Source organism: Kitasatospora sp. NPDC022856, assembly GCF_055561235.1.
The window spans coordinates 89589-104004 of the sequence record NZ_JBVHHE010000014.1 but is presented as its reverse complement, the minus strand read 5'-3'; the positions used below and the strand labels follow the sequence as shown (position 1 = coordinate 104004).

Here is a 14416-nt window from a genome sequence, read left to right as displayed (position 1 = left end):
ACACCGTTAAGGACACGCTCGGGGCACCGCAACTTAACAACGTTAAGGAGACTGGGATGCACACCGAAGTGCTGATCGTCGGGGCCGGGCCGACCGGCCTCGCGCTCGCCTGCGACCTCGCCCGCCGGGGCGTGTCCGCACTGCTCGTCGACCGGGCAACGGGCCTGTTCCCGGGCTCCCGCGGCAAGGGCCTGCAGCCCCGCACCCTGGAGGTGCTCGACGACCTCGGCGTGATCGACGCGGTGCTGGCCGCCGGCGGCCGCTACCCGCGGATGCAGAGCTGGGCGGACGGCGAGCGCGGCGCCCGCTGGGACCTGATCGAACGCCGGGAGCCGGGCGACCCGTCGGTGCCGTACCCGGAAGTCTGGATGCTGCCCCAGTGGCGCACCCAGGAGATCCTGCACACCCGCCTGCGGGAACTGGGCGGCGAGGCGGTCTTCGGCACCGCGCTCACCGACCTGACCCAGGACGACGACGGCGTGACCGCGCGGCTCACCGGCCCGGACGGCGCCCCGCGCACGGTCACCGCCGACTACCTGGTCGCCGCCGACGGCGGGCGGAGCACCGTGCGGCGGGCCGTCGGCATCCCGATGGCCGGTGAGACGGTGGATCCGCGCCCGGCCCTGGTGGCGGACGTACGGATCAGCGGTCTGGACCATGACGACTGGCACATCTGGCCGACGGCGCCGGGCGGCGTCCTGCTGCTCTGTCCGCTGCCCGGCACGCCGGACTTCCAGCTGTTCGCGTTGTTCGACGACGGTGACCCCGACACCGCCCCGGACACCTCGGTCGGCGCGATCCGGCGCCTCGTGGCCGACCGCACCCACCTTCCGGAGGCGGCGGTGACCGAGGTCCGCTGGGCCTCCGGGTTCCGCCCGCGCGCCGCACTGGCCGACCGCTTCCGCCAGGGCCGGGTGTTCCTGGCGGGCGACGCCGCGCACATCCACTCGCCGGCCGGCGGCCAGGGCCTCAACACCAGCGTCCAGGACGCCTACAACCTCGGCTGGAAGCTCGGCCAGGTGCTGGGGCACGGCGCGGCCCCCGCGCTGCTGGACAGCTACGAGGCCGAACGGCTGCCGGTGGCCTCGGACGTGCTGGAGATCAGCACCTCGCTGCACCGCGCCCGCAGCGGCGCCGACAGTGACGGCGACGGGCAGCAGGTCCGACGCGGCGAGCGCACCGAACAACTCGGCCTGGCCTACCGGGGCGGCCCGCTCAGCATCGAGCGCCGCAGCGGCCTGCCCGAGGACGCCGTGCGGGCCGGCGACCGCGCCCCCGACGCGGAACTCCCGAACGGCGAGCGGCTGTTCGACGTCCTGCGCGGGCCGCACTTCACCCTCGTGGCGGCCGGCTGCGAACCGCCGGCGGTGCCGGCCGGGGTCCGCTCGCGACGGGTGGACGGCTACGGCCGGGGGCTGTTCCTGATCCGGCCGGACGGCTACGTCGGGCTGGCCACCGAGGACGCCGCCGACCTCGCCGGCTACCTCCGGTCGGTCGGCGTCGGAACCGCTGCGGTGGCGGCCCGCTGACGCGCACGCCGCACCCGCCCCGAACCTCGGGGAGTCCCCGTCCATGACCGGACCGGCGGCTCACCCCACCGGTCCGCCGCCGGTGAAGAACTCGACCAGCCCGTACGGTGCCCGGTCGCCGATGCAGAGGTCCAGGATCGCGGACGCACGCGTGGCGGCGCTCGCGCTGCGGGGGAACAGCTCCGCCTCGTACGCGGCGAGGGCCGCTTCGGTGTCGCCGGGGTGCGCGGCGATCGCCCGCCCGAGCTCGGCGCCGTCGAGCATCGCGAGGTTGGCGCCCTCGCCCGCCGGGGGCGCCAGGTGTGCGGCGTCGCCGAGCAGCGTCACCCCGGGCACGCGGTCCCAGCGGTGTCCGACCGGCAGTGTGTGCAGGGCGCGCCCGACGGGTGCGCTCTCGCCCTCGGTGATCAGCGCGGTGAGCTGCGGCGCCCACCCCTCGAACTCCGCGGCCACCGCGGCCCTGGCCGCGTCCGCGTCGGCGAAGTCGATCCCGGAGATCCAGTCGGCGGGGCGGGTCAGCTGGACGTAGGTGTGCAGCACTCCCTCGGCCTCCCGGTGGGCGGAGATCCCCTGCCCGGGGGCGAGCGCGAACATCGACCCGGCGCCGACCGCCGCGGCCGCCGCCGGGTGCCGCTCGTCGGCGTCGTAGAGGTAGGTCTCGACGAAGCACGTGCCGAGGTACTCCGGCTCCGCACCGGAGAGCAGGGGCCGGATCCGGGACCAGGCGCCGTCGGCGCCGACGAGCAGTCCGGTGGTCACGGCCGACCCGTCCGTGAACGCCACCTCGTGCCGGCCGCCGCCGAGGGGCCGGGCCCCGGCGACCTTCTTCCCCCAGACGACCGTCCCTTCGGGCAGCGATTCGACCAGGATCCGGCGGAGGTCGCCGCGGAGCACCTCGGGGCGCCGTCCGGTGCCGTCGTCGGGCTCGTCCAGCAGCACCGTGCCGTGCCGGTCGAGCACCCGGGAGGCCTCGCCGCCCTCGTGGATGATCGCGCGGAACTCCTCGGTGAGGCCGGCCGCCGCCAGCGCGCGCTGCCCGTCGTGCTCGTGGATGTCGAGCTGGCCGCCCTGCGTCCGGGCCTGCGGGGAGGGCTCGGCCTCGTAGACCGTCGCGGGGATGCCGTGGACGTGCAGGACGCGGGCGAGCACCAGCCCGCCGAGCCCGGCGCCGACGATCGTGACGGGAGTGACGGGAGTGCCGGGAGTGCCGGGCGCGTTCGGCACGGTCGGTGCGGTGGTCATGGCGGTGCCCTCTCTGCTGCTCGCGGGCGGTCTCCGCCCGGCCGAACCGTGGAACGTCGTTCCAGGGCCAGAGTGGAACACCGTTCCAGCCCTGTCAAGATGGAACGGTGTTCCAGGTGTGCCAGGATGGAGGCATGGCAACCAGCGCGCGCCGCGCCGAGCGGCGGGAGGAGCCGCTCTCCCGCGAGCGCATCGTCGAGACGGCCGTCGAACTCCTCGACCGGTCCGGCGAGGGCGGTCTCACCTTCCGCGCCCTGGCGCAGCAGCTCGCCACCGGCCCCGGCGCGATCTACTGGCACATCGCGAACAAGGACGAGCTCCTCGGCGCGGCCACCGCCGCCGTCCTCACCGGCGCCCTCACCGCCGCCGCCCCCGGCAGCACGCCGCAGCAGGCCGTCCGCTCCCTGGCGCTGGGCGTCTTCGACGCGATCGACGCCCACCCCTGGGCCGGCGCCCAGCTCGCCCGGCCCTTCTCGCCGTCGCCGCTGCTGCGCCTGATGGAAGGCATCGGCCGCCAGGTCCAGGCCCTCGGCGTCCCCGAACCCGAGCTGTTCGGCTCGGCGTCCGCCCTGCTGCACTACATCCTCGGGGTGAGCAACCAGAACGCCGCCAACGCCGTCGCGGCCGCCACCCACCGCCCGCCGACGAGCCGGACCGCCTTCCTGGCCGCCACCTCCGCCGCCTGGGCGGAGCTCGACCCCGACGAGTTCGCGTTCGTCCGCACCGTCGCCGGCCAGATGCGCGAGCACGACGACCGCGAGGAGTTCCTCACCGGCATCGACCTGATCCTGACCGGCATCACCGCCCGGCTCCGAGCGGCGGCCCCGCCGGCGACCGGGCCCGCGCGCGAGGTCTGACCCCGGCCGTTCGGCCGCCGGGTGCCGCACCGTCGCCACTGGCTCCGGATCCGGAAATCCCCGGCTCCTCGGCCGGCCCCGTGGGAGCCGCTCTCCACGAACGGGTGAAATTCCTCCCCGGTCATTCGTGTCCGGAACGTATCCGCCGGACGGGGGAACGGCGGTCGCTATGTTGGCTGTCCCGGACCCCCTCGGCCCCGGCCCCGGCCGGGGCCCGGGGCGGTCTCCCGCCGGTTCCGTGCCTCGGCGACCTCAACGCTCCGCCAGGGCGCGACACCGCCGACGGGCCGGGCACCATGCGTCGGTCCCCCCCCCAGCAAGGAGAGCTCGTGCTTTCGAAGAAGATGAGGCTCGCGCGTTCCCTGGCCGTGGCACTCGCCACGGCCACCGCGTTCACCATCACCCTGCCGAGCGGCAACGCCTACGCCATCAACCACGTGGAGTGCGTCGGCGGCGAGGACTTCCTGAAGATCTGGTCGCACCTCGACGGGCGCCAGAGCGTCGACTGCTACGCGAACGCCGGAAGGACGAGCTTCGGCAACTGGTGGGTCGACCGCATCTCCACCGGGAACAACGACCTGATCTACTACGACGCCAACGGCGACTCGGTGCGGATCGACCGCTGGCACGACATCACCTTCCCCAACAACCCTCCGAAGGTGAAGGACATCCAGATCCTCTGACGCGTTGACGGTTCCCCGGCGGTCCGCCGCCCTGCGCGCGGGCGGCGGCCCACGTGGAACCGACCGGGCGACGTCTCTCGCCCCCGGACCGCGCGGTCCCTGACGGGCGCGTCACGTGCGTGTTTCCCCGGATTGCGCTTCCGGTGGAGCACTTGAGCGCCGCCGGGCGTTGTGTGAGTGTGGGGCCGACGTCCGGTGATCGAAATCCGGGCCGTGACAGTCGAACCGCGCAGCTCCGACCGGGCCCGTCGCGGAGGACGGAGGAACCGGTGCCCTCGCCCTCGCAACCGCTTCGGAAGCTGGGATTCCTGACCATCGGCCTGTTCGACCCGGCCGATCCCCGCCACGGGCACGAGTCGACGCTGCGGCTCGTCGAACTCGGCGAGCGCCTGGGATTCGACAGCGCCTGGCTGCGCCACCGGCACCTGCAGTACGGAATCTCCTCCCCCGTCGCGGTGCTGGCCGCGGCCACCCAGCGCACCAGCCGCATCCACCTGGGCACGGCGGTCATCCCGCTGGGGTGGGAGAACCCCCTGCGGCTGGCCGAGGACCTGGCGACCGTCGACCTCCTGTCCGGCGGCAGGCTCAACCCCGGTGTCAGCGTGGGCCGTCCCGGGCACTACGACCGGATCGCCCCCGCGCTCTACCCCGACACCGCCGAGGCCGAGGACTTCAGCTACGAACGGGTGCGCCGGCTGCTGGACTTCGTCCGCGGCGAGCGGGCCACCGACTTCAGCGGGACCGAGGGCATCGAGGTGTACTCCGACCGCGTCCAGCCCGTCGCGCCCGGCCTGGCGGACCGCCTGTGGTACGGCGGCGGGAGCCTGCGCTCGGCCCGGTGGGCGGGCGAGCAGGGGCTGAGCCTGCTCACCAGCAGCGTGGTGCGGGCGGAGGAGTCGGAGGACTTCGCCGAGATCCAGCGCTCGCAGATCGCCGCCTTCCGCGCCCACCACCCCGCCGGTGCCAGCGCCCGGGTCTCCCAGGGGCTGGTCGTCATCCCCACCGACGGGGCCTCGGCGCAGCAGCGCGCCAAGTACCGCGCGTACGTGCGGAGTCGGATCCCGCGCACCACCGCCCCGCAGGGGCCGGCGCGGATGCTCTTCGCCCCGGACCTGATCGGCACGTCCGCCGAGATCGCCGAGCAGCTCTACGCCCACGCCGGGTTCCGGGAGGTCGACGAGGTCGTCTTCGCACTGCCGTTCTCCTTCGACTTCGAGGACTACGTCCAGATCCTCACCGACATCGCCACCGGCCTCGGCCCCGCGCTCGGCTGGCGGCCCGCGCACTGAGACACCCCTGCCGCGGCCGTCCCCGCGGCGCGCCTGACGTGAAGTCAGGGGGCCCCGGGCCGGGCCCCGCTCCTCGGCGGCCCCGCCGGGACCCGGGGGTGAACCCACGGCCGGCGCACCGGCGTTCGCTATGAGCCTCCGTCTTCTGCGGGCGCGCCGGTCCGGCCGGAGCGGGACGCGCGTCCCACCATGCGGGACGGCCGGTCCTCCGGTGCCGGGGCCCTTGACGCGGCGCGGATCCGGGATGACACTCCGGAGCAGGAATCCTCGAACGTGGGTGGGAGAGCCGTGAGGCACGCGGAGCCGGTCGTCGATGGCGTGGCCCACGCTGTCCGGCTGCGCCCGGTGCTGACGTGCCGCCGCCACATCGACCTGCAGCGGGTCTGCAGCAGCCTGGCAGGAGCGCCCGCGCCCCACGGCCCGGCGGCCCTCGCCGTCTGATTCCCCACCGGGCACTCGCCCGCCCCGAGTTCCGCCCTCCCCCGCTCCTCCCGCACCCGATGCGTCGCACGCGCGTGCGCGCACCCCCGACCCCTGGGAGACCCATGTCCGACGCCTCCTCCTCCGCCGTCCCCTCCCTCCGCGGCCGGATCGGCCGCGACGCCCGCAGCGGGTACTACGCCGTGCCGCACCGCTACCGGCTGCACCTCACGCTGTCCTGTCCGCACTGTCTGCAGATCGCCGTCACCCACAGCCTGCTCGGCCTCGACGACACCCTCCCGGTGACCCTGCTGCCGGCGCTGCCGGACGACGGCGCCGGCGGGTACCTGGCGCTGCGGCCGCTGTACGAGGCGAGCGCGCACCAGTACCCCGGGCCGGCCGTGGCGCCGGTGCTCAGCGACAGCTGGAGCGGACGGATCGTCAGCACCGACACCACCGAGATCCTCACCGACCTGGCCCGGCGGTTCCCCGGCCCCGACCTCCACCCGTGCGGCCTCGACACGGCGATCGAGGCGGTCCGGGAGCTGTGCGAGCGGAGCATCAACGCCCCGGCCCAACGCGCCGGCCGGGCCGACGCCACCGCGGCCGAGCGCGCGACGGCCCTGCGGAGCCTGCTCGACGGGCTGGCCGCGATCGAGCACCGCCTGGCCACCCGGGAGTTCCTGCTGGGCGAGGAGCTGACCCTCGCGGACGTGGAGCTCTGGGTGACCCTGGTGCGGCTGGACACCGTGCACCGCTGGCACCTGGACGCCACCGCCGTGCATCGCATCGCCGAGCACTCCCGGGTGTGGGCCCACGCCCGGCGGCTCGCCGGACACCCCGCCTTCGGCCGCCACCTCGATCTGGACGGCATCGCCCGCCGCCACCACACCCGCTGCCAGGGCGAGGAGGCCGCGGGCGCGGCGATCCAGATCGTCGACTGGGCGGAGCACGCCCAGCGGCGGGTGCACTCCGGCTGAGCGGCGGCGTCGGCCGGGAGGTCACGCGCGGGGCCTCCACGTGACCGATGTGTGGGAGTCCCCAGCCGGAGCGTGCCGCCACCTGCCCACCGAACGGGTTCAGGGTTCGCGACGGGCTTCCTCCAGGAACCGCGCGACCAGGGGATTCCGGTCGTCGCGCCGCCAGGTCATCGCGACGGTGGTGCGTGTGGTGTTCGGCTCGATCCGGCGGTACGCGACGCCTTTCAGCCGGATCCGGCGGATGCTCGCCGGGGCGAGCGAGACGCCGAGCCCCGCCTCCACGAGCGCGGAGACCGTCTGCCACTCCACCGCCTGCTGTCCGAGGCGCGGCTCGAATCCCGCGTCGCGGCACAGGTGGAGGATCCGGTCGAGCACGGTCGGTCCGGCGCTGCGGGGCAGCAGCACGAACGGCTCGCCCGCCAGCGCCTCGACGGGGACCACGCGTCGGGCCGCGAGGGGGTGGGACCGCGGCAGGACGGCGACGAACTCCTCGGACAGGATCATCTCGTTCATCAGTCCCGGCTCGTCCGGCGGCTCCCGCAGGAGCCCGAGGTCGATCACCTGCTCGTGCAGGGCGGTCACCTGCACCGCCGTGGTCATCTCCCGGATCTCCATCTCCACCGCGGGGTACCGGTCGTGGTAGGCGCGCAGCAGGCCCGGCAGGACACTCAGCGCGAGTGACCCGGAGAAGCCGATCCGGATGCGACCGGCCTCGCCGTCGGCGACGGCCCGCGCCGCGCTCAGTGCGGCGGCGACCTCGTCGAGCGCGTGCCGCGCGGCCGGCAGGAGCTCCTGTCCTGCCGCGGTGAGCGCGACCCGGCCCGGCGCCCGGCTGAACAGCGGGTGCCCGACCTTCGCCTCCAGACGGCGGATCTGCTGGCTGAGCGGCGGTTGTGCGATGCCCAGCCGCTCCGCCGCGCGTCCGAAGTGGAGTTCCTCGGCGAGAACGGCGAAGGCGTGGAGTTGGTGCAGTCCGAGTTCCGGGCGATCCATACCGCCAGGGATATCACACGATGGTTTCCATGCTATTGGACATATCACCCGCTGGTTCCCTAGCTTTCGCTGCATGACAGAGCGACGCGCGATCCTGAGCGGTTCCACTTTCGAGGAGGAGATCGGCTACGCCCGGGCGGTGGTGGACGGCGACCGGGTGCACGTGTCGGGGACGACCGGGTTCGACTACCCGACCATGACCATCTCCGACGACGTGGTGGAGCAGGCGGAGCAGTGCCTGCGCAACATCGCGGAGGCACTGGCACAGGCGGGTTGCACCTTCGCGGACGTCGTTCGGGTCAGGTACCTCCTGCCCGATCGCGAGGACTTCCCGCCGTGCTGGCCCGCCCTGCGCCGCACCTTCGGGGCGGTGCGACCGGCCGCGACGATGCTCGAATGCGGCCTCTCCGACCCCCGGATGAAGATCGAGATCGAGGTCGACGCACGACGGCCCGCAGGGCCGGGTACCGTCTCCGCCGTTGACTGACCCGGCAGGCGGCGCCCCGGACCGGGTGGCCCGGCCTCAGACAGCCGTCGAGGGCGGAGCCGGTGTCACGGCGCGGGCTGCGGGGCGGCCTCGGCGGGCGTGAACGAGGACGCGAAGGTGAAGGCGCGGGGAGACGGACCGTGCTCCCGCAGGTCGGCCAGTCGTGCCAAGGCCTCGCCGACGGTGGGGAGGTGACCGGCGGGGATCCACCAGAGCACCAGGTGTGCCTCGGCGTGCCGGTGGAACCATTCGCGCCGCCGCCGTGTCGCGTCCAGGTGGCCACTGCGGTAGGTGAAGTCCCAGAGGGCTTCCTGGCTCTCCCACACCGACAGGTTGACGATGACGTTCTCGCCCGCCGGGCGCAGTCCGGTCGCGTCGGCCTCGCCGTCCTCGGTGAGCCGCCACACGAAGCCGGGCGCACCGTCGGCGGCGGTGTTGATCGGTTCGAGCAGCTCGACGAACGGTGCGGTGCGGGGGTCGTCGAGGGGGTGCCGGAGGGTGGCGACATTGAGCTGGGCCAGGTGGAGGGCGTGCGTGGAGGAGGTCATGGCCTCATCCCAGCACGGCTCGCTTTTCTATGTCAATCAGTATTGGTTTTAGAGGGCTCGACGATCACGCAGCAGTCCCCGGGCCGGGCGTCCATCCGGGCGCGGACGGGGCCGTCCACTCCGAGCAGCCCTTCCAGGAGGGCCAGGTTCATGCCGCAGACGAGGGGCGGAAAGCGCTCGGAGACCGCGTGGAAGGGACAGTTGCGCATGCGGACCACCCCCGCTTCGGCCACCGCCCCGGTCGCCTCCTCGACGCCGTCGGCGGCGTCGTCGCCCTCGACACCCCGGTCCTCCCCGAGGGTGTCCAGACGCGGCTCGTACCCGCGCGCGGCCAGCAACTCCATGGCCTCCGCGAGACCGCCGCAGGGTTCCGCCGAGCCGCGCAGCGCCTCCCCCCGGCGGCGCGCGGCCGCGTACAGCCCGGAATCCAGCCCGGCCTGCTCGGCGGCCTCCGCGAGCAGCTCGGCGACGGTCCGGTAGTCGCGGGCGGGCAGGGACACCGAGCGTTCGCCCGGCGCCCGCGTGTACACCTTGGCCGGACGGCCCGCCCCCGGCCCCGAGCGGCCCGACAGCCGACGGCTGCCGCTCTCCAGCAGCCCGGCCTCGGTCAGCCGGTCCAGATGGTGCGCGGCGAGAGTGCGCGCCACCCCGGCCGCCTCGGCGGCCTCGTTGCGGCCGACCTCGCGGCCCTGCGCCACCACGTACTCGTACAGGCGTCGCCGCACCGGATCCTGCAACAGTGCGATCGCATCGATGTCGTTCACCCCGCCATTCTAGGAACAACGTGGATCGGAGATAGAAGGGTCATCTCCGCCACCGACCGCCCGCCGGCCCCTTGGTGGCCGGGCAGCTCGACCCACGCTCGGGTCGTTGCCGGGACGCGTCCCTTGGACGACTGACGGTCTCGGCGACGGGGTGATCCCCCCCGGAGGCCTCCCCGTAGAGGAGTCCCATCGGTGCCGTCGTCATCTGCGGCGCGGTCCCGCCCCGCTTCGTGCACTGGCGGGCCGAGTAGCAGCGCGGTCGGCGGGGCGCGCGTCCCGGCGGCCCTGCTGAGGGTGGCGCGGAGGTCGAGCCGCTCGCCGAGAGGAGCGCCACGCCCTTCCCGGGACGGCGGGCCGGCAGCCGCCGGGCCGAGCGGTGCCCGACCCACCACGGGCGGGAGACGATTCCGGCCATCGTCGGCTGCGGCGAGGCGGGCGGCACGGGCTGGTGGGGGCCGGCGTCCGACGGCCCCGCACGATGCCGGTGGAGGATCCCGCGCCGGGCGTCGGACCGGCCCGCCACCTGGCTCCGCCGCGGCCACGGCGGGCGGGGGCGGGCCCAGCGGTCCGAGGCTTTCACGGGCGCCGCCGCCGCGTACCGGCGCTTCTCCGGTGCCGCCCGCTCACGACTTCGCCGGTCGTGCTCGGCGCGGGGGAGCGGAGTGCGGCGCCCGGCGGGTGCGGGCGCGGCCCCGATCGTGCGGGCGTGTCCGGGCGGGGTCGGGCTGCCGACCGGGCCCGGTGCCGGTGGCCTGTGCCGGGTGGCGGAAAGTCTCGGTCGGGGTCCAGTCCGATTGGTGCATGACAAGCATGGCTGCTGAGGATAGAGGCAGGCCCGGCCCGAGGCGGAGATGCGCTGCCGACGTCAGGCCGAAAGCACGTGACGGCCGGTCAGCTGCTGCTGTTGGCAACGGTACAACCGGGCATCCGTCCTCCGGTGCGGTGCACGCCGCACCGGGGCGCCGCGCCCCCGCCGTGGTCCGGGCGCCCGAGGACGGGCCGGCCACCGGGCACCCGACACGACAGGCAACGTCCCTGTCCGCCCAACCCCGAGGAGCGAGATGAGCAGCATCCTGTTCGTGCATGCGAGGGGCGGTCCGCCCCTGGAGTACGCGGTCCCGCGCATGGCGGCGTACGGCGAGGTCCATCTGCTGGCGCTCGCGCCACTGCCGCAGGTCACGGCGGACACCTGGCGGCCGGCCTGCGCGTCGGTCACCGAGGCGCCGCCCTCGGGCGGGACGGCGCTGGTCGAGCTGATCGCCGACCACGCCGAACGCGTCGCGGCGCAGGCCGTGCTGACGTTCTCCGAGTACGCGGTGGTGGCCGTGGCCCTCGCCTGCCGCCGGCTCGGGCTGGCCGGCCCGGGGGAGCACGTCGCGGCGGCCCGCGACAAGCGCCTGATGCGGCGGATCTGGCGTGACGCCGGCGTACCCGTCCCGGGCTTCGCCGAGATCCACGGCGCCGCCGACATCGACGAGGCGTTCCGACGGCTGACCCCGCCGCTGCTGCTGAAGGCCGCGTGGAGCGCCGGATCGACCGCGCACCTCACCGTGCGCGACGCCCGGGAGGCGGGCCGCGCCTGGCGGCTCGGCCGGTCCGTGATGGCCTCCTCCGCCGAGGAGGGCTACGCCGAACTGCACGCCGCCGACGAGGGGGTGAGCGACTTCCTGCTGGAGGAGATCGTCACCGGCGGCACCCGGGGCTGGTTCGCCGATCCGGGCTGGGGCGACTACGTCAGCGTGGAGGGCATCGTCGCCGGCGGCGTCTACCACCCGCTGTGCCTCACCGGCCGGCTGCCGACCGTCCCGCCCTTCACCGAGCGCGCGAGCATCGCTCCGGCGGACCTGTCCGAGCCCCTCCAGCGCCGGATCGAGGCGGCCTCCCGGGCCGCCGTGGACGCGCTCGGTCTGGACACCTGCGCCACCCACACCGAGATCAAACTCGCCCCCGGCGGACGGGACATGTGGCTGATCGAGACCGCCGCCCGGTTCGGGGGCGTGATGACGACCCGGCAGGTGGAGGCCGTCTTCGGACTCGACATGATCGGCATGCTGACGCGCGAACTGCTCGGGCGGCCCGTCGCCTACCCGCCCGCCATGCTCACCGGCGCCGGGGGCAGCGGGGCCGCCGGGGCCGCCGGCTCGCTGGTGATCCTCGCCGCCGACCGCGCGGGCGAGCCCTGGAGCGAGCAGCCGCGCTGGGACTTCGACGCCGTGGACTGGACGGACCTGCTCAGCCCCGGCTCCACGATCGAACCGGTCCGGGAACGCAGCCTCCCCGCCGGCACCCCGATGCCCGCGTACGAGCGGGCCGAGGGCGCCAACACCATGGCTGCCCTGTGCTTCCTGACCGCGAGGTCGGCGGACGTCCTGGTGGCGGACTGCACCCGGATCATCGAGGCGTTGCCGAAGGCACTGACCGCCCACCTGACGACCGGAGCGAGCCGGTGACCGCCCACCCCGGCGCGTCGGCGGGCGCCGCCGGCCCGCAGACGAACGAGGCGACGTACGACGCGCCGAACGAGGCCACGAACGCGGCGCCGGACGGCGCGCCGACCGGCACGGAGACCGACGCGATGCTCGGCACGGAGAGCGACACGGACACCGGCACCGAGACCGGTGCGGTGATCGGCGCGCGTCTCACCATGCCGCTCTTCGAACGGCTCTGCGGCACGCTCGGCGGCCATCCCTACGTCAAGGTCGTCGTCGACCGGCACAAGGCGCTGTGGCACATCCTCGACAGCGCCGTGCACCCGTTCCACGTCGACTACATCGCCACCACGATCGAGGGCCTGACCCTGGAGGAGCTCGACGCCGACCTCGACGGCTTCAACCGGAGCGTCTACCAGGACCCGGAACGGCGCTTCCTGCTCGGCGTGCTCTCCCTGCACGCCGGCGACCAGGCGAACCGGCCCAGCCAGGCCGACCAGCCCGGCCGGTCGACCGAGCCGTTCATGGTCCTGGAGACCACCGAGGCCGACACCATGGGCGCCGACCTGCTCACCGAGTTCCACCGCTTCGTCCGCGAGCACCTCGACCAGTCCCTCGCCCTGCTGGTGAAGCCGGCCAACCACGCACAGGAGAACGCCCTGGCGGCCGTGCCCGAGAGCGTCCTGCCCCGGACCGGCTCGGACGCGCTGCTCGCCGCGCGGCCCTTCGTCCCGCTCACCCTGGGATCGGCCACCGGCCGGCTGCGCGCCTTCGCCGACGCGGACGCGTACCGCGCCGCCCGGGCGGACCTCACCTGGTACGACATCGTGGCCATGCCGGTCGTCCCCGACGACATCCCCCGGCTGGCCGGCCTGGTCAACGCCCTGCCCACCACCCCGCTGTCGCACACCAACATGCTGGCCGCCGGCTGGGGGATACCCAACGCCATCGTGCGCGGCGCCCTCGACCGGATCGCCGCCGACGACCTGGACGGCGGCTGGGTCCGCTACGAGGTCGGCGCCGACGGCGTCACCATCGAGCGGGCCGAGGAGCCGGCCGACCTCACCCAGCCGGTCTGGCACACCCAGCGCATCCGGATCGACGCCCCCCGGGTGGAGGACGTGCCGATCGTGCCGCTCTCCCGGCTGCGCGCCGGGGACCGCCGCGGCTACGGCACCAAGGCGGCCAACCTGGGCGAACTCCACCACGTGCTGCGCCACGGATCGGCCCGGCTGACCGGCTACTACTCGGTGCCCCGCGCGCCGCGACCCGACCTGCTGGGCCACCTGGCCGGGCGGCTGGGGGTGGCCGCGGACGCCGACCTCGTCCAGGCGGCGGCGGACTTCCTGTCCCGGCACGTCAGCGCGCCCGAGGGGATCGCGGTGCCGTTCGCCGTCCAGCAGCGCTTCCTGGACTCCTCCCGGGCCGTGCAGCAGAGCATCGGCAAGCTGAAGATGGCGCTCGAACTCGGCGCGATGGACGCGGTCGACTCGGTCTGCGTCCAGCTCCAGCACCTCATCGTGGCCACCCCCGTCCCCGACGACCTGGTGCGGGCACTGGACGCGCACGCGGTGCGCCACCTCGCCGGCGCCGGGCGGCTGGCGGTGCGCTCCTCCTCCAACGCCGAGGACCTGCCGGGCTTCTCCGCCGCGGGCATCTACGAGTCGCACACCAAGGTCACCGACCTGCCGGGCCTGCTCGACGCGATCCGCCAGGTGTGGGCCTCGCTGCTGTCGCCGCGCAGCGTCCGGCTGCGCCACGAGGCCGGCATCTCCCTGGACGACACGTTCATGGGGGTGATCGTCCAGCGCTACGAGCCGTCCCCGCTCGGTGGGGTGATGGTGACCTGCAACCCCACCAACCGGGCGGACTTCCGCAACGTCTACCTCAACTGCGCGCCCGGCTCGACCTCGGCGGTGGTCGAGGGCACCGCGCTGCCGCTGCAGTACCTCTACAACACCGTGGAGGGTGGCGGCCGGACGCTCTCGCTCGGCGCCGCCGCCGAGGACCTCGACGCCGAGACCCGGGCACACCTCGGCCGGCTCGCCCTGGCCGGACGCCTGCTCCAGTCCCACTTCGCCGCGGACTACACCTTCGCCGCACCCCTCGACGTGGAGTGGCTGCTGGCCCCCGGCGGCCGGGTCCACCTGCTGCAACTGCGCCCCTACAACGGCTGAGCGGCCCGCGGAACCACC

General features: G+C 74.4%; 13 protein-coding genes. 9 read left to right on the top strand and 4 right to left on the bottom strand.

Annotation, left to right across the window (positions count from 1 at the left end):
• Window positions 1-56: 56 nt before the first annotated feature.
• Window positions 57-1529 (top strand): FAD-dependent monooxygenase, encoded by a 1473-nt coding sequence (locus ACZ34W_RS19340; RefSeq protein WP_465605636.1) that lies wholly within the window; start codon window positions 57-59, stop codon window positions 1527-1529.
• 60 nt (window positions 1530-1589) lie between these two features.
• Here the strand turns inward: ACZ34W_RS19340 and ACZ34W_RS19335 are convergent, their stop codons facing one another.
• Window positions 1590-2771, bottom strand: a complete 1182-nt coding sequence (locus ACZ34W_RS19335; RefSeq protein ID WP_465605634.1) for an FAD-dependent oxidoreductase — start codon at window positions 2769-2771, stop codon at window positions 1590-1592.
• A 134-nt stretch (window positions 2772-2905) separates the two neighbouring features.
• Here ACZ34W_RS19335 and ACZ34W_RS19330 point away from each other — a divergent pair, with 134 nt between their 5' ends.
• The 5 genes from ACZ34W_RS19330 (at window position 2906) to ACZ34W_RS19310 (ending at window position 7000) form a co-directional block, all read left to right on the top strand.
• Window positions 2906-3628, top strand: coding sequence for a TetR/AcrR family transcriptional regulator (locus ACZ34W_RS19330; RefSeq protein ID WP_465605632.1), 723 nt, complete (start codon window positions 2906-2908; stop codon window positions 3626-3628).
• A gap of 344 nt (window positions 3629-3972) precedes the next feature.
• Entirely contained in the window at window positions 3973-4311 is a 339-nt protein-coding gene (locus ACZ34W_RS19325) for a beta/gamma crystallin domain-containing protein (RefSeq protein WP_380391752.1), read from the top strand.
• 269 nt (window positions 4312-4580) lie between these two features.
• The gene (locus ACZ34W_RS19320; protein ID WP_329485211.1) at window positions 4581-5600 is read left to right on the top strand and encodes an LLM class flavin-dependent oxidoreductase; all 1020 of its coding nucleotides are present in this window, start codon (window positions 4581-4583) and stop codon (window positions 5598-5600) included.
• Window positions 5601-5918: 318 nt separating this feature from the next.
• Window positions 5919-6041, top strand: coding sequence for a hypothetical protein (locus ACZ34W_RS19315; protein ID WP_329485210.1), 123 nt, complete (start codon window positions 5919-5921; stop codon window positions 6039-6041).
• A gap of 104 nt (window positions 6042-6145) precedes the next feature.
• Complete coding sequence (locus ACZ34W_RS19310; RefSeq protein WP_329485209.1) at window positions 6146-7000, top strand: glutathione S-transferase C-terminal domain-containing protein; 855 nt, start codon at window positions 6146-6148, stop codon at window positions 6998-7000.
• A gap of 99 nt (window positions 7001-7099) precedes the next feature.
• Here ACZ34W_RS19310 and ACZ34W_RS19305 read toward each other — a convergent pair whose 3' ends face one another.
• The gene (locus ACZ34W_RS19305) at window positions 7100-7993 is read right to left on the bottom strand and encodes a LysR family transcriptional regulator (protein WP_329485207.1); all 894 of its coding nucleotides are present in this window, start codon (window positions 7991-7993) and stop codon (window positions 7100-7102) included.
• A gap of 73 nt (window positions 7994-8066) precedes the next feature.
• Between ACZ34W_RS19305 and ACZ34W_RS19300 the strand changes: the two genes are divergently transcribed.
• On the top strand, window positions 8067-8480 hold the full coding sequence (locus tag ACZ34W_RS19300; protein WP_329485206.1) for a RidA family protein: 414 nt from the start codon (window positions 8067-8069) through the stop codon (window positions 8478-8480).
• Window positions 8481-8545: 65 nt separating this feature from the next.
• Here ACZ34W_RS19300 and ACZ34W_RS19295 read toward each other — a convergent pair whose 3' ends face one another.
• Window positions 8546-9028, bottom strand: a complete 483-nt coding sequence (locus ACZ34W_RS19295; protein ID WP_329485205.1) for a DUF3291 domain-containing protein — start codon at window positions 9026-9028, stop codon at window positions 8546-8548.
• Window positions 9029-9060: 32 nt separating this feature from the next.
• Window positions 9061-9792 carry a helix-turn-helix transcriptional regulator gene (locus ACZ34W_RS19290; RefSeq protein WP_329485204.1) on the bottom strand — a complete coding sequence of 244 codons (732 nt, stop codon included), beginning with the start codon at window positions 9790-9792 and terminating at the stop codon, window positions 9061-9063.
• A gap of 1061 nt (window positions 9793-10853) precedes the next feature.
• On the opposite strand from ACZ34W_RS19290, the gene ACZ34W_RS19285 reads away from it, so the two are divergent.
• Both ACZ34W_RS19285 and ACZ34W_RS19280 read left to right on the top strand, forming a co-directional pair.
• Window positions 10854-12242 carry an ATP-grasp domain-containing protein gene (locus ACZ34W_RS19285; protein WP_465605627.1) on the top strand — a complete coding sequence of 463 codons (1389 nt, stop codon included), beginning with the start codon at window positions 10854-10856 and terminating at the stop codon, window positions 12240-12242.
• The gene (locus ACZ34W_RS19280) at window positions 12239-14398 is read left to right on the top strand and encodes a PEP/pyruvate-binding domain-containing protein (protein ID WP_465605625.1); all 2160 of its coding nucleotides are present in this window, start codon (window positions 12239-12241) and stop codon (window positions 14396-14398) included. The genes ACZ34W_RS19285 and ACZ34W_RS19280 overlap by 4 nt, the downstream gene beginning before the upstream one ends.
• The last annotated feature ends 18 nt before the right edge of the window (window positions 14399-14416 follow it).

What these genes read in the sequence shown, in the direction of transcription:
- ACZ34W_RS19310 (WP_329485209.1), top strand. Translation starts at nt 6,146, where the DNA reads ATGTCCGACGCCTCCTCCTCCGCCGTCCCCTCCCTCCGCGGCCGGATC.
- ACZ34W_RS19335 (WP_465605634.1), bottom strand. Translation starts at nt 2,771, where the DNA reads ATGACCACCGCACCGACCGTGCCGAACGCGCCCGGCACTCCCGGCACT.
- ACZ34W_RS19340 (WP_465605636.1), top strand. Translation starts at nt 57, where the DNA reads ATGCACACCGAAGTGCTGATCGTCGGGGCCGGGCCGACCGGCCTCGCG.
- ACZ34W_RS19300 (WP_329485206.1), top strand. Translation starts at nt 8,067, where the DNA reads ATGACAGAGCGACGCGCGATCCTGAGCGGTTCCACTTTCGAGGAGGAG.
- ACZ34W_RS19325 (WP_380391752.1), top strand. Translation starts at nt 3,973, where the DNA reads ATGAGGCTCGCGCGTTCCCTGGCCGTGGCACTCGCCACGGCCACCGCG.
- ACZ34W_RS19305 (WP_329485207.1), bottom strand. Translation starts at nt 7,993, where the DNA reads ATGGATCGCCCGGAACTCGGACTGCACCAACTCCACGCCTTCGCCGTT.
- ACZ34W_RS19330 (WP_465605632.1), top strand. Translation starts at nt 2,906, where the DNA reads ATGGCAACCAGCGCGCGCCGCGCCGAGCGGCGGGAGGAGCCGCTCTCC.
- ACZ34W_RS19285 (WP_465605627.1), top strand. Translation starts at nt 10,854, where the DNA reads ATGAGCAGCATCCTGTTCGTGCATGCGAGGGGCGGTCCGCCCCTGGAG.
- ACZ34W_RS19295 (WP_329485205.1), bottom strand. Translation starts at nt 9,028, where the DNA reads ATGACCTCCTCCACGCACGCCCTCCACCTGGCCCAGCTCAATGTCGCC.